This is a genomic window from Alcanivorax hongdengensis A-11-3 (genome assembly GCF_000300995.1).
GTDB lineage: Bacteria > Pseudomonadota > Gammaproteobacteria > Pseudomonadales > Alcanivoracaceae > Alcanivorax > Alcanivorax hongdengensis.
This window is the reverse complement of the sequence record NZ_AMRJ01000004.1, coordinates 68,578-91,955: the sequence shown is the minus strand read 5'-3', so window position 1 is coordinate 91,955 and position 23,378 is coordinate 68,578. Positions and strand designations below refer to the sequence as shown.

23 protein-coding genes are annotated in these 23,378 nt (G+C 62.5%); 17 read left to right on the top strand and 6 right to left on the bottom strand.

The features are described from left to right. Positions 1-7 precede the first annotated feature (7 nt). The 3 genes from nqrF (at position 8) to nqrM (ending at position 2,590) form a co-directional block, all read left to right on the top strand. Positions 8-1,237 carry an NADH:ubiquinone reductase (Na(+)-transporting) subunit F gene (gene nqrF, locus A11A3_RS04655; RefSeq protein WP_008928114.1) on the top strand — a complete coding sequence of 410 codons (1,230 nt, stop codon included), beginning with the start codon at positions 8-10 and terminating at the stop codon, positions 1,235-1,237. 85 nt (positions 1,238-1,322) lie between these two features. Then, entirely contained in the window at positions 1,323-2,351 is a 1,029-nt protein-coding gene (locus A11A3_RS04650; protein WP_008928113.1) for an FAD:protein FMN transferase, read from the top strand. A gap of 2 nt (positions 2,352-2,353) precedes the next feature. After that, on the top strand, positions 2,354-2,590 hold the full coding sequence (gene nqrM / locus A11A3_RS04645; RefSeq protein ID WP_008928112.1) for a (Na+)-NQR maturation NqrM: 237 nt from the start codon (positions 2,354-2,356) through the stop codon (positions 2,588-2,590). A 391-nt stretch (positions 2,591-2,981) separates the two neighbouring features. Here nqrM and A11A3_RS04640 read toward each other — a convergent pair whose 3' ends face one another. Beyond that, on the bottom strand, positions 2,982-4,073 hold the full coding sequence (locus A11A3_RS04640; RefSeq protein WP_008928111.1) for a GNAT family N-acetyltransferase/peptidase C39 family protein: 1,092 nt from the start codon (positions 4,071-4,073) through the stop codon (positions 2,982-2,984). 130 nt (positions 4,074-4,203) lie between these two features. On the opposite strand from A11A3_RS04640, the gene A11A3_RS04635 reads away from it, so the two are divergent. Beyond that, positions 4,204-5,400 (top strand): patatin-like phospholipase family protein, encoded by a 1,197-nt coding sequence (locus A11A3_RS04635; protein WP_008928110.1) that lies wholly within the window; start codon positions 4,204-4,206, stop codon positions 5,398-5,400. Here the strand turns inward: A11A3_RS04635 and A11A3_RS04630 are convergent. Continuing rightward, positions 5,360-6,127, bottom strand: coding sequence for a glycerophosphodiester phosphodiesterase (locus A11A3_RS04630; RefSeq protein ID WP_237738827.1), 768 nt, complete (start codon positions 6,125-6,127; stop codon positions 5,360-5,362). The genes A11A3_RS04635 and A11A3_RS04630 overlap by 41 nt on opposite strands. A 123-nt stretch (positions 6,128-6,250) precedes the next feature. Here A11A3_RS04630 and A11A3_RS04625 point away from each other — a divergent pair, with 123 nt between their 5' ends. The 3 genes from A11A3_RS04625 (at position 6,251) to A11A3_RS04615 (ending at position 9,397) form a co-directional block, all read left to right on the top strand. Beyond that, positions 6,251-7,399: a sulfotransferase gene (locus A11A3_RS04625; RefSeq protein ID WP_008928108.1), complete on the top strand. Its 1,149-nt coding sequence runs from the start codon at positions 6,251-6,253 to the stop codon at positions 7,397-7,399. 89 nt (positions 7,400-7,488) lie between these two features. Continuing rightward, the gene (locus tag A11A3_RS04620; RefSeq protein ID WP_008928107.1) at positions 7,489-8,667 is read left to right on the top strand and encodes a glycosyltransferase; all 1,179 of its coding nucleotides are present in this window, start codon (positions 7,489-7,491) and stop codon (positions 8,665-8,667) included. After that, entirely contained in the window at positions 8,648-9,397 is a 750-nt protein-coding gene (locus A11A3_RS04615; RefSeq protein WP_051011746.1) for a polysaccharide deacetylase family protein, read from the top strand. Before A11A3_RS04620 ends, A11A3_RS04615 begins: the two co-directional genes overlap by 20 nt. On the opposite strand, the gene A11A3_RS04610 is transcribed toward A11A3_RS04615, so the two are convergent. From A11A3_RS04610 to A11A3_RS04600, 3 genes are read right to left on the bottom strand one after another with little or no spacing between them, the layout of a single operon-like run. Then, complete coding sequence (locus A11A3_RS04610; RefSeq protein ID WP_008928105.1) at positions 9,385-10,278, bottom strand: carbon-nitrogen hydrolase; 894 nt, start codon at positions 10,276-10,278, stop codon at positions 9,385-9,387. The two genes, A11A3_RS04615 and A11A3_RS04610, sit on opposite strands and share 13 nt — an antisense overlap. Then, positions 10,278-11,309, bottom strand: coding sequence for an agmatine deiminase family protein (locus A11A3_RS04605; protein WP_008928104.1), 1,032 nt, complete (start codon positions 11,307-11,309; stop codon positions 10,278-10,280). The genes A11A3_RS04610 and A11A3_RS04605 overlap by 1 nt, the downstream gene beginning before the upstream one ends. Before the next feature lie 43 nt (positions 11,310-11,352). Next, a complete protein-coding gene (locus tag A11A3_RS04600) occupies positions 11,353-12,300 on the bottom strand; it encodes a hypothetical protein (protein ID WP_008928103.1) in 948 nt (315 codons plus the stop codon). 215 nt (positions 12,301-12,515) lie between these two features. Between A11A3_RS04600 and A11A3_RS04595 the strand changes: the two genes are divergently transcribed. Then, positions 12,516-13,751, top strand: coding sequence for a lipoprotein-releasing ABC transporter permease subunit (locus tag A11A3_RS04595; RefSeq protein ID WP_008928102.1), 1,236 nt, complete (start codon positions 12,516-12,518; stop codon positions 13,749-13,751). Next, a complete protein-coding gene (gene lolD, locus A11A3_RS04590) occupies positions 13,744-14,439 on the top strand; it encodes a lipoprotein-releasing ABC transporter ATP-binding protein LolD (RefSeq protein ID WP_008928101.1) in 696 nt (231 codons plus the stop codon). Before A11A3_RS04595 ends, lolD begins: the two co-directional genes overlap by 8 nt. On the opposite strand, the gene A11A3_RS04585 is transcribed toward lolD, so the two are convergent. Next, a complete protein-coding gene (locus tag A11A3_RS04585) occupies positions 14,419-14,961 on the bottom strand; it encodes a DUF2062 domain-containing protein (RefSeq protein WP_008928100.1) in 543 nt (180 codons plus the stop codon). The two genes, lolD and A11A3_RS04585, sit on opposite strands and share 21 nt — an antisense overlap. Positions 14,962-15,059: 98 nt before the next feature. Here A11A3_RS04585 and A11A3_RS04580 point away from each other — a divergent pair, with 98 nt between their 5' ends. Genes A11A3_RS04580 through murB form a run of 8 tightly spaced genes read left to right on the top strand, consistent with a single transcriptional unit; the run spans position 15,060 to position 23,372 of the window. Next, entirely contained in the window at positions 15,060-17,297 is a 2,238-nt protein-coding gene (locus tag A11A3_RS04580; RefSeq protein WP_083851673.1) for a DNA internalization-related competence protein ComEC/Rec2, read from the top strand. Between the two features lie 46 nt (positions 17,298-17,343). Beyond that, on the top strand, positions 17,344-17,973 hold the full coding sequence (locus A11A3_RS04575) for a MotA/TolQ/ExbB proton channel family protein (protein ID WP_008928098.1): 630 nt from the start codon (positions 17,344-17,346) through the stop codon (positions 17,971-17,973). After that, positions 17,970-18,395, top strand: a complete 426-nt coding sequence (locus tag A11A3_RS04570) for an ExbD/TolR family protein (protein ID WP_008928097.1) — start codon at positions 17,970-17,972, stop codon at positions 18,393-18,395. Before A11A3_RS04575 ends, A11A3_RS04570 begins: the two co-directional genes overlap by 4 nt. After that, on the top strand, positions 18,392-20,131 hold the full coding sequence (gene msbA / locus A11A3_RS04565; RefSeq protein ID WP_008928096.1) for a lipid A export permease/ATP-binding protein MsbA: 1,740 nt from the start codon (positions 18,392-18,394) through the stop codon (positions 20,129-20,131). The genes A11A3_RS04570 and msbA overlap by 4 nt, the downstream gene beginning before the upstream one ends. Positions 20,132-20,138: 7 nt before the next feature. After that, a complete protein-coding gene (lpxK, locus tag A11A3_RS04560) occupies positions 20,139-21,134 on the top strand; it encodes a tetraacyldisaccharide 4'-kinase (RefSeq protein ID WP_008928095.1) in 996 nt (331 codons plus the stop codon). Continuing rightward, positions 21,131-21,889 carry a 3-deoxy-manno-octulosonate cytidylyltransferase gene (gene kdsB, locus A11A3_RS04555; RefSeq protein ID WP_008928094.1) on the top strand — a complete coding sequence of 253 codons (759 nt, stop codon included), beginning with the start codon at positions 21,131-21,133 and terminating at the stop codon, positions 21,887-21,889. The genes lpxK and kdsB overlap by 4 nt, the downstream gene beginning before the upstream one ends. Beyond that, entirely contained in the window at positions 21,886-22,356 is a 471-nt protein-coding gene (locus tag A11A3_RS04550) for a low molecular weight protein-tyrosine-phosphatase (protein WP_008928093.1), read from the top strand. The genes kdsB and A11A3_RS04550 overlap by 4 nt, the downstream gene beginning before the upstream one ends. After that, complete coding sequence (gene murB, locus A11A3_RS04545; RefSeq protein WP_008928092.1) at positions 22,353-23,372, top strand: UDP-N-acetylmuramate dehydrogenase; 1,020 nt, start codon at positions 22,353-22,355, stop codon at positions 23,370-23,372. Before A11A3_RS04550 ends, murB begins: the two co-directional genes overlap by 4 nt. The last annotated feature ends 6 nt before the right edge of the window (positions 23,373-23,378 follow it).

The window sequence follows — 23,378 nt, the reverse complement described above, 5'->3', positions numbered from 1 at the left end:
TTGAATCATGAGTGTTGAGATTATTCTCAGTGTGGTCATGTTCACCGCCATCGTGCTCGCGCTGGTGGCTGTGATTCTGATTGCACGTTCGCGTCTGGTGAGCACGGGTAACGTGCACATCGACATCAATAGCGATGCGGAAAAAAGCATCGACGCGCCCGCCGGCGGCAAGCTGCTGGGCACCCTGGCCAACCAGGGGATTTTCCTGTCCTCCGCCTGCGGTGGTGGTGGTACCTGCGCCCAGTGCAAGTGTCAGGTGCTGGACGGTGGCGGTGACATCCTGCCCACCGAAGAAGGTCACTTCACCAAGGGCCAGATTCGTGATGGCTGGCGCCTGAGCTGCCAGGTCAACGTCAAGCAGGACATGAAGATCCAGGTGCCGGAAGAATTCTTCGGCGTGAAGAAGTGGGAATGCGAGGTTGTGTCCAACAACAACGTGGCCACCTTCATCAAGGAGCTGACCCTGAAACTGCCGGAAGGCGAGAACGTGGATTTCCGCGCTGGCGGCTACGTACAGCTGGAAGCGCCGCCGTTCGATATCAACTTCTCCGATTTTGATATCGAAGAGGAATATCGCGGCGACTGGGAGCGTTTCAACTTCTTCGATCTGAAGTGCAAGAACAACGAGGAAGTGATTCGTGCCTACTCCATGGCCAACTACCCGGAAGAGAAGGGCATCCTCAAGTTCAACATCCGGATTGCCACGCCGCCTCCGGGTTCCAAGGACATTTCTCCGGGCATCATGAGCTCCTATGTGTTCAACCTGAAGCCGGGCGACAAGATCACCGTATTCGGGCCCTTCGGCGAGTTCTTCGCCAAGGAAACCGATGCAGAGATGGTGTTCATCGGTGGCGGTGCGGGTATGGCGCCCATGCGCAGCCATATCTTCGACCAGCTCAAGCGTCTGAACTCCAAGCGCAAGATGTCGTTCTGGTACGGTGCCCGCAGCTGGCGCGAGACCTTCTACAACGACGAGTACGACATGCTGGCCGAAGAAAATGACAACTTCGAATGGCACCTGGCGCTGTCGGACCCGCAACCGGAAGATAACTGGACCGGCCTCACCGGCTTCATCCACAACGTGCTTTACGAGCAGTACCTGAAGGACCATCCGGCGCCGGAAGACTGCGAGTACTACATGTGCGGGCCGCCGATGATGAATGCGTCCGTGATCAAGATGCTGGAAGATCTGGGTGTGGAACCCGAGAACATCCTGCTCGACGATTTCGGCGGCTGATTCGCAACGCCGGCCTTGGGGCCGGCGTTTTTGTTGGTAATCCATCCCCGTATCTTTGCCGACCCACCTTCCGACTGATATTTCCATGAAGACTGCAATTGCACGATTTCTGCCGTTCTGGGTACTGCTGTTTGCGGTGCTCGCCAGTGGCTGTGATGATTCCCGGCAGCGGCTGTCGGTGCTGTCCGGCCCGACCATGGGCACCACCTGGTCCGTGAAATTTACCGGTACGCCGGATGACGGCGTGCCGGGCCTGAAAAAGGCCATCGAGGGCGCCCTGGTGACCATCAACCAGGAAATGAGCACCTATATCCCGGATTCCGAACTGAGCCGCTTCAACCAGGCGCCGGCGGGCACCCGGGCGACCCTGTCCGACGATTTCGCCCGGGTGATCAACGAGGCTCTGCGGCTCTCTCAACAGAGCGATGGCGCCTATGACGTGACGGTGGGGCCGCTGGTCAACCTGTGGGGCTTCGGCCCGGATCCGGACCGCTTCGAGCCGCCGTCCGACGAGGATATCCGCAAGGCTCAGGCACGTATTGGCTGGCAGAAACTGGTACTGGACGACAAGGTGCTGCTGCAACCCGGTGGTGTTTATGTGGACCTGTCCTCCATTGCCAAGGGTTTTGCGGTGGACAAGGTAGCCGAGCTGCTGGAAAAGCAGGGTCTGCACAACTATCTGGTGGAAATTGGCGGCGAGCTGCGCGCCCGCGGCCACAAGCCCTACAAGCAGCCCTGGCGGGTGGCGGTGGAAAAGCCCATTCCCGGCGTGCGGGAAGTGGAAAATGTTATTGATCTCAAGGACATGGCGGTGGCCACCAGTGGCGACTACCGCAATTTCTTCGAGGACAATGGCAAGCTTTATTCACACACCATTGATCCACGTACCGGCTACCCGGTGACCCACAAGCTGGCCAGTGTCAGTGTACTGCACAAGGACTGCATGACCGCCGACGGGCTGGCCACTACCATGACGGTGCTGGGGCCGGAGAAGGGCATGGAATTCGCCAAGGCCCATGAACTGGCGGTATTATTCATTGTCAGAACAGACAAGGGCGCCGAAGAACTGATGACGCCGGCCTTCAAGGCCATTCTCGACAAGCAGGAGAAGTAATCATGTTGTTGACCATCATTGCTGCCGTACTCTTCATCGGCCTGTTGTTCGCCGGTATGGCCGTGGGCGTGATTTTTGCCAACAAGCCGATCAAGGGCTCCTGCGGTGGTCTGGCGACCCTGGGCATGAAGGAAGGCTGCGAGATCTGCGGTGGTGACCGCAGCCAGTGCGAGGAAAATACCCGCAAGGTAAACGGCGAAAAAGCGGCGGCCCTGAGCAAGGACGCCATGAAAGTCTGATACCGGTGCCGATTGCCGCAACCATGAAAAGCCCCGCCAGAGCGGGGCTTTTTTATGGTTCATCGCGGAATTGCGGGAAAACGTACAAGGTCGGACGTCAGAGGTCGGACGCCAATCTTAACACCGACAGTTGGCGCGGCACTGAGATTTCGAGGCACCTCCTGCACGCGCACGCCTGTGCCCCTCTCCCCAACCCCTCTCCCTCAAGGGGAGAGGGCCTTAACATCTAAAGTGAACAGCATTGCCACAGGCGACGAGCCGGTGAAGATTTTTGGGGTTGGGGGTTTCAGCCTATCGCGTCCGACGTCCGCCGTCCGACCCCAGACGTTGGACCAGGCCGATTTCCCCCTAATCCGCGATGAACCTTTTTTATTGGCTTGCGGTATTGAGCCTAGCCACCAAGGACCACGGCGGTTTTCAGTTTGGCCTGTCCATAGCGATGCATCTGCCCGAACAGACGGCGACTGATGGGCACGTACTGGCAGTCCAGCGGTACCTGTTCCTCGCCTGGGTCCGGGTCGTGGATGTAAAAGCATTCGTCATCACTGCCACTGACAGCGACCCAGTGTGGAGCCTTGCGTCCGTCCAGCCGCCAGGTGCTGATCATCACCAGCACGATACGGCCCGCAGCGATGGCCTGGTCGATCTGGTCGGCGCCGAATTCCCGGTAATGTACCGGCAACTGCTGAGCTTTGGCCTGGGCGACGAAGTGATCGTGCAGGGTTTCGATCACCGCTTTCTTGGCGCTGTCACGGACCGAATCCACAAACAGGGGGCCGCGCTGATTGCACCAGACTTCCGCATTCAGGCCCCGCTGACGAGCGGCCAGTGCCAGGCCCAGTGGATGGCAGCCGCCATGGCCGGCGGTCATGAAAATGGTGGTAGCTTCACGCCACAGCAACAACTCTTCGGTGACCGTGGGGCGGTAGTCGCCCAGGGCCGCCATGGCCATCTGCAGACAGGCCGGACCACAGGTGAACGGTGTGCTCTGCTGCACCCAGGGCACCTGCAGCTGTTCCGCATTCTGTGGCAGATAGTGCAGCCGTTTCTGGAAGCGCAGGGCGTCTTCATGGTCCTCGTAGTAATCCGGCATTTCATCGAAATGCTGATAACCCAGTTGCTGGTACAGGCGAATGGCGCGCTCATTGTCGCGGCGCACTTCCAGACGCAGATAAAGGCGTCGCTGACTGTGGGCATAGTCTTCCGCGGCCTGCATCAGGGCGCGGCCCAGCTGACGGCCGCGACCGTCCGGGTCCACGGCAATGGAATAGAGTCGGGCCAGGCGGGTGCCTTGCTGTAACAGCACCAGGGCATAGCCCAGTAGCTGGCCGTCCTCTTCGGCGACGATCAACCCGGAATGCTGGGCCCGGATCCAGTGGCGGAAACTGCGTCGTGACAACCGGTCGCTCTGGAAACAGCGCTGCTCCAGCGCATCCAGGGCGTTTAGGTCGTCAGCAATGGCGGGGCGAAGGGTAAGGGTCATGGTGTTCAGTCCTGCGTTGCCCGCAGCATAGGGCAGAGTCCGGCATTAGGGAACCATTGAAAACGCCGGTGACGGGTGACGCCGACGGGGCAGGGCGGCATACTGATCAAAGGACACAAGGAGTCGATCCATGCAGCAACAGGACCCGGTACGCGGTCTGATTCTGTCGGGCGGGGGCGCCCGGGCCGCCTATCAGGTGGGGGTCTTGTCGGCCATGGCCGAGATGGTCCCCCGCGGTGAACGCAATCCCTTTCCGATTATCTGCGGCACGTCCGCCGGGGCGCTCAATGCCGCCGCGCTGGCGGCCAATGCCGACAACTTTCGCGTTGCCGTGCGCGGGCTGGAGCGGGTGTGGAGCAATATCACCGCCGAGCAGGTTTATCGCACGGAATTTTTTGCCTGCCTCAAGGGCGTGCTGCGCTGGTTGTTTTCCGGTGTGGCCACCGGGCGTACGCCGGAGAAGAGTGCTCTGCTGGACAACACGCCGCTGCAGCGCTTGCTCAATCTGGTGATCAACTTTCGCAAGATCTCGGGCAACCTGGATGCGGGCAATCTGCGAGCGCTGGCGATCACGGCCTCCAATTACGGCAGTGGCGAGTCGGTGAGTTTTTTCCAGGGCCACGATGAACTGCAGGAGTGGACCCGGGCCCGCCGTCTGGGCAAACGTTCGCATATCGGCGTGCAGCATCTGCTGGCCTCGGCAGCTATCCCGATTCTGTTTCCGGCGGAAAAGGTGGATGGCGGCTTCTATGGGGATGGCGCCCTTCGTCAGCTGGCGCCGGTGAGCCCGGCACTGCATCTGGGCGCGTCGCGGCTGCTGGTGATCGGGGTGTCCGGTAATGCCAGCGCCCACCATCAGCGTCGTCTCAGTGGTTACCCGTCCATGGCCCAGGTGCTGGGTCATGTGCTTAACAGCATCTTCGTTGACACGCTGGAGGGGGATGTGGAGCGTCTGGAACGGATCAACCATACCCTGGGCTCGGTGAGTGAGCGCGCGCGCAAGCGCAATGATATCCAGCTGCGCCAGGTGGAAGTGCTGAAGATTTACCCCTCCGAGCCGATTGATGAAATTGCCGCCGAGCATGTCAGGGAACTGCCCAGAAGCGTCCGCTTCTTCCTGCGCGGTTCCGGTGCGACCCGTTCACCGGGGGCCAGCGCCATGAGTTATCTGCTGTTTCAGCCGGGGTTTACCCGCACGCTGCTGGAGCTGGGGCGCAAGGATGCCCTGGCCCGGGCCGATGATATCCGGGCCTTTCTCAGCGAGGCACCCATGGGGCCCAAGGCGATCAGCGGGGAGAGTGAGCCTGCCGACGCTGAAAGTGCGTGACAAAGCTGCTGGGGTAGTCGGTGATAATGCCGTCTACACCCAGCCGGGTCAGCCGTTCGGCTTCGGTCAGATCGTTGACCGTCCACACCGAAACCTTGAGGCCGCGGCGGCGGGCACGGCGCATCAGCGCCGGCGTCACCAGGCTGAAATGGGGCATCACCCAGCGGCACCCCAGCCCCTGGGCACGGCGGGTCGGTTGCAGGTAGCGGTACTGGCAGACATAGCCGCGGTCGATATCCGGGGCCATGGTACCCATCATGCGCAGAAACCCGGTATGGCTGGAGGTAACCACCACCCGTGATTGCAGTTGCTGCTGCTGAATCATGTGAGTCAGGTTATGGGCCAGCTGGTGCAGCACGCTGCGATCGGCTCCCTTGACCTCGAACTGGAAACGCATGGCCGGGCCGCACAGATCCAGGACATCCTGCAGAGAGGGAATACCGGTGGGGCTGTGCCAGCCGGGGGTATTGCGCCGGGCATCCATGACACCCAGCTGGGCCAGGGTGTAATGGCGGGCGTTACCGCGCTGGCCGGTGGTACGCTGCACATCGCTGTCATGCAGCACGATCAGATGGCCGTCGGAAGACAGACGCACATCCAGTTCGATTTCGGTAACGCCGGCATCCACGGCCACCTGAAAACTGGCCAGGGTATTTTCCGGGGCTTCACCGCGGGCGCCGCGGTGGCCAACCAGAGTGGGATAGGGTGCGGTCATTGCAGCAGTCATGGCCTTATTGTTTCCCAAGAAGATGACAGTGCTGTGACCCGGACACAAGGGGGAAGTTTGTCATTTTTCTGCCGCAGAACTGTTTTATTGTTTCAATAAATCATGTTGCCGTGGACGCCTGCCGTGTTGTCACTGTTAAACCGATATCTGCGTTTTTTCTGTCTCAGCTGGTGGCCGGATTATCAGGGCCGCATTGGTGGTTTGTCACTGCAGCGATTGGTGGTCATGGCCCTGTTCTGGCCGCTGTTTGTCAGCGTACAGGCCATCAACGCTCTGGGCCTGTGTGTGGATCATCTGCTTTTTCCCGGCTTTCGCCGGGTGCCGGTGCGTGAACCGTTGTTTGTGGTGGGCGTGCCGCGCAGTGGCACCACCTTCCTGCACCGGTTGCTGGCCCTGGATGAACGCTTCACCACCACGGCGCTGTGGGAGTTGCTGTTTGCCCCCTCCATCAGCCAGCGCTATTTCTGGACCGGTGTGGCCGGTCTGGATTCGCGGCTGGGGCGCCCATTGGGCCGCTTGCTGATGTGGGCCGAGCGGCGTCTGCTGGGCGGGCTGGACGGGGTGCACAAGACCGGGTTGCTTGATCCCGAGGAGGATTATCTGGGCCTGATCCCGGTGTGGGGCTGTTTCCTGATGGTGCTGGTGGTGCCGGTGCCGGCCCTGTGGCAGCTCACCTACCTGGATCGGGATGGCAGTCAGGCAGACAAGCAGCGGCTGATGACAGCCTATCGTCGCTTCGTGCAACGCCATCTTTATTTCCATGGCACTGACAAGGTGCTGCTGTCCAAGAATCCGTCCTTCACCCCCTGGATGGAGACGCTGGCCCAGGCCTTCCCCGATGCCCGCTTTATCGGCTGTGTTCGTAACCCCAGTGCCTCGGTGCCCTCACAGATCAATTCCATCCTGATCGGCGCGCGCCTGTTTGACGGCCGGGATACCCGCGACTACTGGCGCCAGGGCTTCATGGACATGCTCGACTATTACTACCGCCATGTGCTGGCGGCGCTGGCGTCGCTGCCCGAGCATCGCCAGGCCCTGTCGGTGATGGAAACCCTGGCGACGGCGCCGGCGGACACGGTGCTGGGGTTTTACCGTCGCTTTGGCTGGCAGGTCGATCAGGCCTACCGGGCCCGGCTGGCGGAGCAGGATCGCAAGGCCGCCGGTTATCGCAGTGGTCATCACTATTCGCTTGACGATCTGGGCGTCAGTGCCGAGGCGCTCAACGACACCTTTGGCTGGGTTTACGAGCGCTTCGATTTCCCGCGGCCCTGACGCATTCGGTTACATCTTGTCGCAAAATTCCGGTCAGGCTTTGGGGTGCTGTCACATTTCAGACATGGGCGGACGGGATACTGCCGCTCATGGATACCAAAGACCTGCGCATACTGTTTGTGGTGGATGCGATCAAAGGCCGTAATGGGGTAGGTGCCTACTTCCAGGATCTGGCCGCGCATCTGAAGAATCACGTGGCCCGGGTGGAGCTGGTGCAGCCCTGCATGCAGCAGCCTCATCCTTGCCAGGGAGCGTCCATGCCCATCCCGGGGGATCCCACCCAGCGCCTTTTCTTCCCGAAAATACGCGAGCTCAGTGCTCTGGTCTGGGAGATGAAGCCCCACGTGATCGTCATTCCGGGCCCCGGCATCTTTTCCCTGGCGGGCTACTGGATCGCCAAAAAATGGGGTATTCCGGTCTGCGTGACCTTCCAGACCGATTACAACCGCCTGGTGGAACTCTACTGGGGAGAGCGGCTGGCCAGGCTGGCCGGGGGCCTGCTCAACTGGGGCAACCGCACCCTGTTCCGCGGCAGTGCGGCAGCGGCCACCATCTGTGCCTCCATGATTGCCCAGGCCCGCGCCGCCGGTGCCCGTAACCCGCAGCTGGTGGGTACACCGCTGGCGGCGGAATTCGTGCAGACGCCGGTCCGCTCCCTGTCTGATTCGGTGGAACGGGTCTGTTACGTGGGGCGCCTGGCGGCGGAAAAGAATATCGAAAGTTTCCTGGCGCTGGCCGAGCGCCGCCCGGACCTGCAGTTCGAGGTGGCCGGTGATGGCCCCCTGCGCGGCAAGGTGGAGAGCGCCTGCCGGTCACTGGGCAACCTGACCTTCCATGGCTGGTGCAGCCGTGCCCAGGTCGTGGACATCCTCGATCGCAGCCAGGTGCTGGTGCTGCCCTCCGCCGTGGAAGCCTTTGGCACCGTGGCCCTGGAAGCCATGGCTCGTGAGCGACTGGTCATTACCACGCCGGCCTGCGGTATCAACGAGTGGCCGGCACTGGCCCAGGGATTGTGGGTGATGCACCAGGGCGAAAGCCTGGCCGATACCCTGGCGCGGATGCAGCGGTTGAGCCCGGTCACCCGTCGTGAAAAGGCCTGCCAGGCTCGCCGCGCCGCCCTGGCCATGAACGAGGATGCCATCGGCCACTGGGGCGGTGTACTGGCGGGTTGCGCCGTGCAGGCGCCGGGCCAGGGCGCGGTGTTGCCGTCGCCCACCCTGGCGGTATTGCGCCGGCTGAGTAGCAGCTATGTCCGCAGTGCACTCTGATGCTACCAGGCGGGTGCCGGCGCTGGTGTCCATCCATGATGTGATGCCCGAGACCCGTGATGCGGTGCAGGCCATGCTGGACACCCTGTCGCTGCCGGCGGAGCAGGTCATTTTGCTGGTGGTGCCTGGCCGTGACTGGCAACGCGCGGATCTGCACTGGCTGCAGGATCTTCAGCGTCAGGGGCATCCACTGGCCGGCCATGGCTGGCAGCATCGCTGCCAGCCGCCGGCCACCCTGTATCACCGCCTGCACAGCCGGTTTCTTTCACGCAATGTGGCCGAGCACCTGTCTTTCTCCGCGGGCGGTATCGCTCGCCTGATCCGTGATTGCCACCAGTGGTTCGTGGATCAGGGGCTCACGCCCTCCGCGCTCTATGTGCCGCCGGCCTGGGCCATGGGCGCCATCAGCAAAGAAGCACTGAGCGGTATGCCTTTCCGGTATTTTGAGACCCTGGGCGGTATCTACGATGCCCGTGAAGACCGTTTCGATGCTTTGCCGCTGGTGGGCTTCGAAGCCGACACCGGCTGGCGGGCCCTGGTGCTGCGGCTGTTCAATGGCTGGAATCTGATGCGCGCGCGCCGCAGCGGGCAGCCCCTGCGCGTTGGGCTGCATCCCCATGACTTTTCACTGAAGCTGGCTGGCGACATTCTGTCGTTGCTGGCCCAGGTACAACCGCTGTCCGCCGGTCAGCAGCCTGTGATAGCCGGAAACATCGTTCAATCGCGGTAGCGTTTGGTCAGATCCCCGTAGGCGTCTACCCGACGGTCACGCAGGTAGGGCCAGATGCGGCGCACGGATTCGCTGCGCTGCATGTCCACATCCACCACCAGCACGGCTTCATCGTCACTGCCGGCCCGGGCCAGGAATTCACCCTGGGGGCCGCACACGAAGCTGTTGCCCCAGAAACGAATGCCGCTGTCATCCACCGGGCTTTGCTCGAAGCCGGTGCGATTGGCCACCAGTACCGGCAAACCGTTGGCGACACCATGGGCGCGCTGGATGGTGATCCAGGCATCGCACTGGCGTTGCTGTTCGTCGGCATCGTCGTTGGGGTCCCAGCCGATGGCGGTGGGGTAGAGCAACAGGTCGGCGCCGGCCAGGGCCATCAGGCGGGCCGCTTCCGGATACCATTGATCCCAGCACACCAGCAGGCCCAGTTTGCCAACGCTGGTTTCAATGGGGCTGAATCCGCTGCGTCCGTCGTTGAATTGTCCGTCACCGGGGGTGAAATAGAATTTTTCGTAAAAGCCCGGGTCATCGGGAATATGCATCTTGCGGTAGATACCCGCCAGGCTGCCGTCCTTTTCCAGTACCACGGCGGTGTTGTGGTAAAGGCCGGCGGCCCGTTTCTCGAACAGGCTGGCGACAATCACGATATCCAGTTCCCGGGCCAGTGCGCCCAGGCGTTCGGTGCTGGGGCCGGGAATCGGCTCGGCCAGATCAAACACGTCGGTGTCTTCGGTCTGGCAGAAGTAGAGGCTGCGGTGCAGCTCCTGCAGCATGACCAGGTTGGCGCCCAGGCGGGCGGCCTCCCGGATCAATGTCAGGGAATGATCCAGATTGGCGGCCAGGTCCGCACTGTTTTTCTGCTGAATAACGGCAACACGCATCAGTGACTTTCCTCCTTGCCAGGGCCCAGTGCGCCCTGTGGCAACTGCATGGTGACACAGTGCAGGCTGCCATGCTGTTCAATCAGTACCCGGCAAGCGATCGGTACCACGGTGCGCGCCCCGGCCACCGCCTGCAGGGCATCAATGGCCTGCTGGTCGGTGTCGCAGCGATAGATCGGTAGCAGGATCTTGTCGTTGCTGATCAGGAAATTTGCATAAGTCGCCGGCAGGCGCTCGCCGTCCTCACTGTACTGAGCTACCGGCAGCGGCAGGGGCACCAGGGTCAGACCATGCCGGTCAGCCAGTGTCTGCAGCTCCCTTTCCATGGCGTTGAGGCTGGCATAGTGGCTGTCGGCCGGGTCGGTGCACTGCACGTAGGCCACGGTGTGGGCGTTCACAAAACGCGCCAGGGTATCCACATGGGCGTCGGTGTCGTCGCCTTCCAGTTCGCCATGCTCCAGCCACCAGATGGCCTCAACGCCCAGCTGCGCTTTCAGGCTGGCTTCCAGTTCCGCATCGGTGAGCGACGGATTGCGGTTGGGGTTGCGCAGGCAGTGACGGGTGGTTAGCAGGTTGCCCTGGCCATCGGTGTCGATGGCGCCCCCTTCCAGTACCAGTGCCTGGTTTTCCAGTGGCAGGTGCCAGGGCAGGGTACGATTGAGGCGGTTGTCCTTGTCGGCATCGAACTTGCCGCCCCAGCCGGTAAAGGTGTAATCGAGCAGCAGGGTATGCAGGCCGTCGGCCACGGCAATGGGGCCGAAATCCCGGGCCCAGGTGTCGTTGTAATCGGCTACCACGGTGCGCAGTCGAGCGCAGTCCGTGCCGCGTTCAGCCAGTTGCTGGCGCACGCGGGTCTCGGTGGCATTGTCACGGCACACCAGCAGCACGCCCTCGTGATCCAGCAGGGCATGCATCAGGTCGAGATAACACTGTTGGGCGTCGGCCAGGTGGTCGGCCCAGTCGGTGAGGCTGTCTGGCCAGGCCAGCAGCACCCCCCACTGGGGGTGCCATTCAGGAAGTAATTGGCGCATGGAGGGCGGATCCCGCTAGAGGGTTAACATGCGCGCGAGTGTGCTATTGGCGGGCACCCCAGTCAATATGGTAGCCGCCGCCATTACTGTCGTTGCTGCCGGGGGCCTCGCTGTGCTCCTCGTCGGGGCTGGCTGCCGGTTCTGCCGGTGTTTCGGCCGGTTCCGGGCTTTTTGTGGCAGCGGGTTTTTCGGTCGGGGGCTTGGGCTCGGCGTTGGTCGCTGCCTTTTTGCTGGCATCGACCTTGGCATCGGCGGCTTCCGGAGCATTGCGGGACGCGGCGGCCTGATTCTCCTGGCCGCTGATGACGATGCGACCGGTTACCGGATCAAAACGGAACTCGGCATCCTTGTTGCCGGCCGGGGCGCTGCTTTGCTGTGGCGCAGGTGCGGGGGGCGGTGCCTTCGGTTTGGCCGGTGGTGGGGTTTTTGCCGCTGGAGGTTGAGCCTCGGCGGCGGCCTTGGGCGCCGCTTTCTGTGCCGGCGGGGTTGCCGGAGTGGGCTCTGCCGCCTGCACTGAGTCGGTGTGGTCGGTGGCGCTGCTTGCCGTTTTATCGGCGGCGGCGCTGGATGTCTCGCTATCCGCGCCCGTGCCACCTGCGGGCACGAAGCGCCCGGAAATCGGGTCGAAGGTCATGTCTTCGCTGTCAGCCGCATTGCTTTCGGCGGCGGGTTGCGGCGCCGGGGCGGCTTTTGGCACCAGCGCCGGGGGTGTCTGTGACGGTGGCTGGGTGGCGGCTGGCGCCGGCTGTGCCGGCTGATCGACCACGGTGTAGAGGGTCAGGTTGCGTTCGAAATAGACCGTGAAATGGTCATAGCGCCAGCGGGTGATGGGCGGGTTGCCCACCGGCGGCCGGGTCTGTTCGGGGGCGCCAAACTGGGCACGCACCTGGGACTGGGTCATGCCGCGCTGGGGAACGTCATCCGCCGCCAGAACGCTAACGGGCATGGCCAGTACCGCCGTGGCCAGCAGGGTGGTTATTTTTATAGTCATTCTTTCTTCCCCCAAAGGAAGTGGTAATTTCTTTCGATATTAGAAAGTTAGCGGCGCCTATTCAACCACTTTGCCAGTTGCCTGGCGCTGACCCTTGTCACAAAGCGGTGGCCCGGCCCGGGAACTGCGTCTATAACCGGGCGTCATAAAAAGGCCCATGCATGTGCATGGAGGTTGCCATAGTATTTGTCACCCGATTCGGTTTAAATGCGCCCATGTTTCGACCTCTCTCCTTTTATGTGGGGCTGCGCTATACCGGCGCCAGAGCCCGCAACAGCTTTATTTCCGTGATTACCCTGATCTCGGCCCTGGGCCTGATGCTGGGGGTGGCGGTGCTGATTACCGTGCTGTCGGTGATGAACGGCTTTGACCGGGAATTGCAGACCCGCATCCTTGGCATGGTGACCCATTTGTCCGTGCATGGCCGTGAGCCGGTACAGGACTGGCATGCCCTGGCCAAGCGCGTGGAGGGGCATGATGGTGTGCTGGCGGCGGCACCGTTCGTGCAGATGGAAGGCATGCTGTCCTACCGGGGTAATGTGGCCGGCACCATGGTCAATGGCATTGATCCCCAGGCTGAACGCAAGGTATCCATCGTCGGTGATTTCATGGAGGCCGGTGAGCTGTCGTCGCTCAAATCCGGGGACTTCAATGTGGTGCTCGGCTACGGCCTGGCCCGCAAGCTGGGGGCCAGGCTGGGCGACAAGGTCACGCTGGTGCTGCCGGAGGCGACCATTTCACCGGCCGGGGTCATGCCTCGCTTCAAGCGCTTTACCGTCACCGGTATTTTCCGGGTGCGGGCGGAAGTGGATTCCCTGTATGCCTACATGAATGTGGAGGATGCCGCCCGTCTGCAGCATCAGCCCGGCACCGTGGAAGGCGTGCGGCTCAAGCTGCGCGATTTGTTCAGTGCGCCGGCACTGGGCTGGTCCCTGCAGCAGGAGCTGGGGCCGGAGTACTACACCTCGGACTGGACGCGCAGTCAGGGCAGCCTGTTCCAGGCGATCAAGATGGAGAAGACCATGATGACGCTGTTGCTCAGCTTCATTGTGGCGGTGGCGGCGTTCAATATCATTTCCAGTCAGATGATGCTGGTCACCGAGAAGCGCGGCAACATTGCCGTGCTGCGAACCCTGGGTGCCTCGCCGGGCATGATCATGCGTATCTTCATGGTGCAGGGCTCGCTGATCGGTCTCGCCGGCACCTTGCTGGGCACGGTGATCGGTGTGCTGCTGGCCACCAATGTCAGTGATGTGGCGGCCTGGGTGGAGCGCACTTTCAACGCCCATCTGTTTGATGCCTATTTCGTCAACTATCTGCCGTCCCAGCTGGAGTGGAGCGATGTGCTCACCATTGTGGGCATTTCCCTGTTGATCAGCTTCTCGGCCACCCTTTATCCATCCTGGCGAGCCAGCCGGGTGCAACCCGCGGAGGCGCTGCGCTATGAATAATGCTGCCCAGACCACCGTGCTGCACGCCGAGCAGGTGGTAAAGACCTATCAGGAAGGACGCAACCGCTTGCAGGTTCTCAGCGGTGTGGATCTGAAAGTGGAGCAGGGCGATATCCTTGCCATTATCGGTGCCTCGGGCTCCGGCAAGTCCACCTTGCTGAATCTGCTTGGCGGGCTGGATCAACCCAGCCAGGGCACGGTGCACATTGCCGGCCAGCCGCTGACCTGCCTCAAGGATCGCCAGATCGGCCGGTTGCGCAACCGCTATCTGGGTTTCGTCTATCAGTTTCATCACCTGTTGCCGGAGTTCACCGCGCTGGAAAACGTGGCCATGCCGTTGCTGATTCGGGGCGAGAAACCGGCGCTCTGTCAGGCGCGCGCCGCTGCCATGCTGGAGCGGGTCGGCCTGGGGCCGCGGGTGAAGCACAAGCCTTCGGCACTCAGTGGTGGCGAACGCCAGCGGGTGGCCATTGCCCGGGCGCTGGTTACCGAGCCGGCCCTGGTGATGGCCGATGAGCCCACCGGTAACCTGGACGAGCGCACCGCCGCCCAGGTGCAGGACCTGATGCTGGATCTTAATGCCACTCTCAAGACGGCGTTTCTGATCGTCACCCACGATCAGGAATTTGCCGGTCGCTGCCCGCAGCAATACGAGCTGCACGAAGGGTTATTGCGGCGGCGGGTCTGAGGGATCCGATGCGTTACGGCGCCTGAAACGGCGCCGGGCGCGTTGCTGCCAGCTGCGAATCACCGCCAGCCGCCAGGCGACCTTCACCGCCATGTAGGACAGGGCGCCGAACAATACCGCGCAGGTCAGTGACCCCACCCATAGCGGCACCAGCTGCTCCACGAACCAGGCCACGGTAATGCCTTCGCCGCCATGGGGCGGCAGGCCCAGCATCCAGGCGCCAATACGGTAGGTGAAATAGAAAATCGGCACCCAGGTGATGGGGTTGGAGATCCACACCAGGATGACCGAGAGAGGCAGGTTGCAGTGAAAGCGCACGGCCAGCAGCGCCGCCACGCCCATCTGCATGGGGATCGGCAATAGCCCGGTGAACACACCGATGAACGCCGCCCCGGCCAGGGAGCGCCGGTTGATATGCCAGAGATTGGGATCCGACAGTACCTCACCCAGAAAACGCAGAGACTTGTGGTCTTTGAAACGCTCCGGTGAAGGCAGGTATTTTCGGAATATCCGTTTGGGCATGAAGAAAACTCAAGTGCCGACTGCGGGCGCTATTATGCCCGCATCATCAAAGAAGGCATACTCCCAACCGGCTTTTTCCTCAAACCACAGGAGCAAGGATGCGTGTGTGGTTATCGTGTGCGGCGCTTGTCGCTGCCTGCTGGCTGGGTGTGCTCTGGCCAGGGTGCCTGTTGTTGCTATGGTGGCTGGTGTCCCGCTGGCGGGGCCGTCAATGGCGGCTGCCCCTGTGTCTGATGCTGGCCTATGGCTACGGAATTTTCCAGCTTCATGCCGGGCTTGAAACCCGTCTGCCGCTTTCTCTCAATGGTGAAACCCTGTCGCTGCAGGCCCGGGTGGTGGATCTGCCCGATACGCAACAGTTGTATCGTTACGGTAAACGGCAGACGCGCCAGCGCCTGTTGCTGGACGTGTGGGGTGAAAATCGCTGGCCCGGTCACCATTATGTTCGCGCATCCGCCTACGATTTGACGCCGTTACTCCATGCCGGTGACCGGCTAACCGTGCAGGCCCGCCTTTTTGTGCCCCATGGCTGGTATAACCAGGCCGGCACCGACCGGGCACGCCAGGCTCTGGCCGAGCAAGTGGATGCCCGTGGTGTGATCAAACAGGTCGGGCCCATCACGCCGGGGCAGGGGTTGTTGCACAGGCGCGAGTCGTTGTCACGGTGGCTGGCTGCCGCGGTGGTGATGTCGCCCTCGGGGCAAGCGGTGCTGCCGGCGCTGGTAGTGGGCGACCGGGGTGCGCTGACCGATTCGCTCAGGCACGGTTTCCAGGGCACCGGCACGGCGCACCTGCTGGCCATTTCCGGCCTGCACGTGGCCATTGTGGCCGGCTGGTTGTGGTGGCTGGGGCGCTGGTTGTTGATGCCGTTGCTGCAGTGGCTCTTTCCCCGGTGGCGCCGTTTTACCCTGCAGCAGCTGGCCTGGGGCCCGGCGCTGGCAGCGGCGGCTGGCTATGCCGCGCTGGCTGGCTTCAGCCTGCCCACGGTAAGGGCGTTGATCATGCTTTCCTTGCTGGCTTTGTGTCAGTGGTTAAGGGTGCGGCTGGCGCTATGGCGGGTGCTGGGGTTGGCCTTGTTGATCGTGCTGTTACTGTTTCCGTTGTCGTCGTTATCCATGAGTCTGTGGCTGTCATTCGGGGCCGTGGCGGTGATCGCCTGGCTCACCACCGGTCGGCCAGATGGTCGACTGATGCTGTGGCTGCCGGTGGTGATGATGGTGGCCGGCGGTCTGTTGTTCGGCCAGTGGAGCTGGAGTTCGCCGCTGGCCAATCTGTTGCTGGTGCCGCTGTATGCCATGCTGGTGATTCCGCTGGCGCTGCTGGGTACGCTGGCGGCCAGCCCATTGCTGTTGCAGGCGGCGGCCACCGGTGTGGAATTGTCCGTGTTGGTGATGCAGGGGTTGCTGGCGCTGATGCCGCCGCTCACGGCGATGCTGCCGGGGCCGCTGGCGGGCCTGTTTCTGTTGCTGGCGGTGCTGTTGTGGCTGACGCCGTCGTTACCGGTGCCGCGCCGTTTGCTGCCCTTTCTGCTGGTGCCCTGGTTGGGCCAGCGTCCGCCACCGCTGGCCCAGGGAGCCATGGAGGTGATCTTTTTCGACGTGGGGCAGGGCGAGGCGGTGGTGGTGCGTACCCGGCAGCATTTACTGCTTTATGACACCGGGCCGGGCTGGCCCGGGGGCAGTGCCGCGGACTATGTGCTGTTGCCCTGGCTGCACCGGCAGGGGTTACGACCGGATCGGGTCATCGTCAGCCACGGCGACAGCGATCATGCCGGTGGCGTCCAGGCATTGCCGGCCGGCTTGGCCATGCTCAGTGGTGAACCCGACCGTGTGGATTATCCGGCCGGGCCCTGTCATCGGGGCCAGCACTGGCGGTGGGACGGGGTCGGGTTTGCCCTGCTCTGGCCCGAGGCGGATAGCGACGTCAGCGGCAACAATGCCAGCTGCGTGTTGCAGGTGCGTAGCCGTCAGGGCAGCGTGCTGCTGACCGGGGATATCGAAACGTCGGCGGAATACCGCATGCTGGGGCAACTGTCGCCGGTGGATTTGTTGCAACTGCCCCACCATGGCAGCCATTCCAGCAGCAGTGCCGCCCTGTTGCGGGCATTGTCGCCACGCTGGGCGGTGGCTACGGTGGGTTTTGCCAACCGTTTTCATCATCCCAGCCGCGAGGTGGTGGCGCGTTTGCAGCGCGCCGGCGTCACAGTTCTGCGCACGGACCGGGATGGCATGATTGTGTTTCGCTGGGGGGCCGTCGATAATGCTCCGCTTATAACAAGATGGCGTTTGGCGCATGGCCGGCCCTGGCACGGGCCCGCCCGCTGGCGTCTGTGGTAGCCCGGAATGCCGGGTTTGACGTGGTCAAACGAGGGGAGACTAAAAGGTGCAGGATCTTGTGCAGTCCGGAGGCTGGATGATGCTTCCGATCCTGATCTGTTCTGTGGTGGCGCTGGCCATTATTGTGGAGCGTTTCTGGACATTGCGGCCCAGCAAGCTGGCGCCCACGGATACCTTGCCGCAGGTGCAGTCCATGATTCGTCGCGGTCAGTTGAACGCGGCCAATCTGCAGAAATTGCGTGAAAGCTCGCCGCTGGGTGTGATTCTGGCCAGTGGCCTGACCAATGCCAAGCATGGCCGCGAGATCATGAAGGAGAGCATTCAGGAGAGTGCCACCGGCGTGATTCACGATCTGGAAAAATTTCTCAGTACGCTGGGCTCGGTAGCCGCGGTGGCGCCGCTGCTGGGTTTGCTGGGAACCGTGGTCGGCATGATCGATGTGTTTGCCGCCATCATGGCCCACGGCACCGGTGATGCGGCGCAGCTGGCCGGGGGCATTTCCCAGGCGTTGTTGACCACCGCGGCGGGTCTGATCGTGGCCATCCCGGCCATCTACTTTCATCGCTTCTTCCTGCGTCGCGTGGAAGAAATCACCGTGATGCTGGAGCAGAGCGCCGTGCATGTGGTGGACCTGGTGCACGGTGACCGCGAAGCGGAGCCGGGGGACAAGGCGTGAAGTTTTCCCGACCCCAGCGGGAGGAGGTGAACATCAACCTGGCGCCACTGATTGATGTGGTGTTTTTGCTGTTGATTTTCTTCATGGTGTCCACCACCTTCAACAACAAGACACAGCTATCCATTACCCTGCCGGAAGCCGATGGTGCACCGCGGGTTCAGCAGGCCCAGCAGGTGGAAGTGACAGTGACCTCCGCCGGTGATTATCTGGTCAACGGCGAGAAGCTTGCGCGCAATGATGCACAAACATTGCGTACCGCACTGATGCGTCTGGGTCAGGACAAGACCAAAATGCCGCTGATGATCTACGCCGACGCCAACGTGGCCTACCAGGCTGTGGTGCGCGTTTATGACGTGGCGGGTCAGCTGGGTTTTGATAAGCTGTCGCTTACCACCCGCGAAGCGTCCAACGAGGCACAATGAATCAATCCAACGTGGATGTGTGGCCGACCTACAAGCGGCTGCTGGCCTATGTTCGGCCCTACTGGTACATCCTGCTGGCGAGTGTGCTGGGTTATGGCATCTATGCCGCTACCCAGGCCGCTGCCGCCCAGCTCGCCGGCTATCTGGGCGAAACCATCCTCAATCCCACCGATTTCCGTGTGCTGGTGGTATCACTGGCGCCGCTGGTGCTGGCCTTCACCCAGGGGCTGGGTCAGTTCATGGGCAGTTATTCCATGAACTGGGTGGCCCAGGAAATCGTTTACGTGTTGCGCAACGATGTCTTCGGCCATGTGCTGAAACTGCCCCAGGGGGAGTTTCACAAGCAGGCGTCCGGCCGGTTGATGTCGAAGATCATCTTCGATGCACAGCAGGTGACCAGTGCCGGTACCGACGCCCTGATCGTGCTGTTGCGCGAAGGCATGACCGTGATCGGCCTGTTCAGTTATCTGCTCTGGCAGAACTGGAAACTGACACTGATTCTGGTGGCAGTGGCGCCGATCATCGCCTTCGTGGTCAATACCACCAGCAAGCGGTTTCGCAAGATCAGCCGGCGTATCCAGTCTTCCATGGGCAATATTACGCACTTTCTCAGCGAAGCCATCGAAGGCATTGACGTGGTGAAAACCTTTGGCGGCCAGGAGCAGGAAGCGAGCCGCTTTCATACCGTCAGCCGCCGTTTTGCCAAGCAGAACAACAAGCTCAATGCCAGCAAGATCGCCAGTACCGTGATCGTGCAGTTGTTCGTGGCGGTGGGGATTGGCGCGATTACCTTCATGTATATCAAGCTGATGGGGGAAAACCTCACCGTGGGCGGCTTCCTGTCCTACATTGCCGCCGCCGGCATGATCCAGAAACCGCTCAAGCAGCTCACTGATATAAACGTGAAGGTGCAGCGCGGTGTTACCGGCGCAGCCAGCCTCTTTGAAGTGCTCGATACGCGTGCCGAGGAAGACCTGGGCGAAGCCACTGCTGATCGAGTGCAGGGTGATATCCGCTTCGAAAATGTGATCTTCGGGTATGAGCCGTCGACGCCTGTATTGCGCAATCTCAGCTTCGAGATCAAGGCCGGTGAGACCGTGGCCCTGGTGGGGCGCTCCGGCGCCGGCAAGAGTACCATCAGCGCCATGCTGCCGCGTTTTTTCGATCCGGATCAGGGCCGTATCTATATTGATGGGGTGCCGCTGGACGAATACAGCCTGGCCGGGCTGCGCCAGCAGATCGCCATGGTCAGTCAGAAGGTGGTGCTGTTCAACGACACCGTGCGCAACAACATCGCCTACGGCGAACTGCGTGGTGCCAGTGACGAGGCCATTTTGCAGGCGGCAAAAGACGCCCACGCCTGGCGCTTCATCGAAACCCTGGAAAACGGCATGGATACCTTTGTCGGCCAGGACGGGACCCAGCTTTCCGGCGGTCAGCGTCAGCGTGTCGCCATTGCCCGGGCGCTGCTCAAGGATGCGCCGATTCTGATTCTCGACGAGGCCACCAGTGCCCTGGATACGGAATCCGAGCACCATATCCAGCAGGCTCTGGAGCGGGTCATGGCCGGTCGCACCACCCTGGTGATTGCGCACCGTCTGTCCACCATCGAAAAGGCGGACCGCATTCTGGTGTTGGACCAGGGGCAGTTGATCGAGCAGGGCAGTCACGAGGAGCTGTTGGCCAGAAACGGCCTTTATACCCAGCTCTACCGCATGGACTTTTCAGAACAATAGGAAACGCATGGGCAAGCTGGAAAACTGGGTGGAAAAACAATGGTATCAGGGCAATCCCAGTGGCTGGATGAGTGCTCTGAAACCGCTTTCCATGCTGGTATCCATGGAAGCCCGCCGTCGCCTGAAACGTTTTCACCGGCGTCGCCAGATACCCCCGGTGCCGGTACTGGTGGTGGGTAACATTACCGTGGGGGGCACCGGCAAGACACCGCTGGTGATTGCCCTGGTGGAGGCGGCCCATCAACGTGGTCTGACCGTGGCGGTGATTTCCCGTGGCTATGGTGGCACCACCACGGATTATCCGCAGGTGGTGCGTGCCGACAGCAATGCCCTGGAAGTGGGTGACGAGCCGGTACTGATTGCCCGCCGCACCGGTGCCCCGGTGATCCTCAACCCGGACCGCCGCGCGGCACTGGATTACGCCATCGAACGCTTCAATCCGCAGCTGGTGATCAGTGATGATGGCCTGCAGCATTATGCCCTGCCGCGCTCGGCGGAAGTGGTGGTGATCGATGGCCAGCGAGGTCTGGGCAATGGCCAGTGCCTGCCGGCCGGGCCCCTGCGAGAGCCCGCCGAGCGTCTCAAGGAAGTGGATTTTCTGATCAGCACCGGCGGCGGCTGGGCCGGCGCCCATCCCATGCTGATGCACCCGGCCGGGGTAGCGCCGGTGGCCGGCGGTGAAATACAGGACCTGGTGGCCTTTCAGCGCCGTGCCCCGCAGGTGCATGCGGTGGCCGGTATTGGCAACCCCAAGCGGTTCTTCAACCTGCTCAACCTGCTGGGTTTCAGCATCAAGCCCCATGTATTCCCGGATCATCATGCCTACCGGGCCGAGGAGCTGCATTTCGGTGATGACCTGCCGGTGTTGATGACCGAAAAGGATGCGGTAAAGTGTGCGCCTTTCGCCGAGCCCAACTGGTGGGCTCTGCCGGTTGAAGCTCGCCTGCCCGATGGTCTGGTGGAGCAGATGCTTGACCGTGCCCTGAATGGAGAAACTGCATGAGCTTTTACGTGGTGGTGCCCGCCCGTTACGCCTCCACCCGGCTGCCGGGCAAGCCGCTGGCAGAGATCGCCGGCCAGCCCATGGTGGTGCGCGTGGCCGAGCGTTGCCAGCAAAGCGATGCCGGCCAGGTCTACGTGGCCACCGATGATCCGCGCATTGCCGATGCCCTGGAGGGCAAGGTGCCAGTGGTGATGACCCGTGAAGATCATCCGTCCGGTACCGACCGCCTGCAGGAAGTGGCTGCCCAACTGGCGTTGGCCGACGATGACATCATTGTCAACGTGCAGGGCGACGAACCACTGATTCCGCCGGCGGTGATCAACCAGGTGGCGGAAAACCTGGCGGCCAACCCCCATTGCCAGATGGCCACCTTGTGCGAGCCCATCGAGCAGGCCGATGACCTGTTCAACCCCAATGTGGTCAAGGTGGTGTTCGATAATGAGGGCCGTGCCCTGTATTTTTCCCGGGCGCCGATTCCCTGGCACCGGGATGCTTTTGCCGGTGGTGGTCGGGATATCAACGGTGGTGACTGGTGGCGACACATTGGCATCTATGCCTATCGCGTCGCCTTTCTGCATCAGTACGTGAGCTGGCCCCCGGCCGCCCTGGAAACCCTGGAATCCCTGGAGCAATTGCGCGCCATGGCCAACGGCGTGGCGATTCACGTGGCCCCGGCCTGCGAGGCCGTGCCCGGAGGCGTGGACACCCCGGAGGATCTCGAGCGCCTGCGTGCCCAGCTGGAGTCCCGGGCATGAGCGTGTCCGTGCTGTTTGTCTGCCTGGGCAATATCTGCCGGTCTCCCACCGCCGAGGTGGTGTTTCGCGAACAACTGCGCCGCGCCGGCCTGGACAGTGAGATCGAGCTGGACAGTGCCGGCACCGGTGACTGGCATATCGGCCGGGCCCCGGACCCGCGTACCCAGGCGGCCGCCGCCCGGCGCGGTTATGACATGAGCGACCTGCGGGCCCGACAGGTCAGCCCGGCGGATTTTCATCGCTACGACCTGATCCTGGCCATGGATAATGCCAACCTGGCGGATCTGGAGGCCATGCAGCCCGACCAGGGCCGCGCCAGCCTGGGGCGCTTTCTGGATTACGGCCACAGTGGCGTACAGGAAGTGCCTGACCCCTACTATGGCGGTGAGGACGGCTTCGATACCGTGCTCGATCTGATCGAGGACGGCGCCGCCGGCCTGCTGGCCCGGTTGCGGGAGCGCCTGTGACGGTGCAGGTTATCCGCGATGCGGACCTGACCCCCTTCAATACCCTGCGCCTGCCGGCCAGGGCCGCGGCCCTGGCCCGTCCCCATACCATGGATCAGCTGGCCACCCTGCTGACCGGGCGCGACCCGCGCTTGCCCCTGCAGATTCTGGGGGAGGGCAGCAATCTGGTGCTGCGTGGCGATCTGCCCGGCCTGACCCTGATTCCCGCCCTGGATGGCATGACCTGTGTCCGTGAGGACGGCCGTCACGTCTGGGTGGCCGCCGGCGCCGGGGTGCGCTGGGACGACCTGGTGGCCTGGACCGTGGCCCGCGGCTGGCAGGGGCTGGAAAATCTGTCGCTGATACCGGGCAACGCCGGCGCCGCACCGTTCCAGAATATCGGTGCCTACGGGGTGGAGCTGTCCCAGGTGCTGGAGCAGGTGACCGCCATGGCGGTGGATACCGGTGTGGTGCATCACTTCAGTGCCAGCGAATGTGACTTCGCCTACCGTGACAGCCGCTTCAAGAGCGCCGACCGGGGCCGTTACGTGATCACCGGCATTGAGTTGCGACTCAATCGCCAGGCCGCCTGTAACGTGGAATATGGCCCCCTCAAGGCCGTTTTTGCCAACCAGCCCCCGGAGGCCATCACCCCGGCGGCGGTTCGCGAACGGGTGATTGCGGTGCGCCAGAGCAAGCTGCCGGACCCGTCGGTCCTGCCCAATGCCGGCAGCTTCTTCAAGAATCCGGTGGTCAGTGACGCCCAGCATACCGCGCTCAGTACGCGTTTCCCGGATCTGGTGGCCTTCCCCCAGCCAGCCGGCGCCAAGCTGGCCGCGGGCTGGTTGATCGAGCAGGCTGGCTGGAAGGGGCGGCGTCTGGGGCCGGTGGGCATGCATAGCGAACAGGCCCTGGTACTGGTCAATCACGGCGGCGCGACCAGTGCAGATGTGCTGGCATTGGCGGCGGCAGTGCGCGACAGTGTAAGGACCATGTTCGGGGTCGAACTGGAGCAGGAACCGATTCTGCTGCCCTGAGCATGC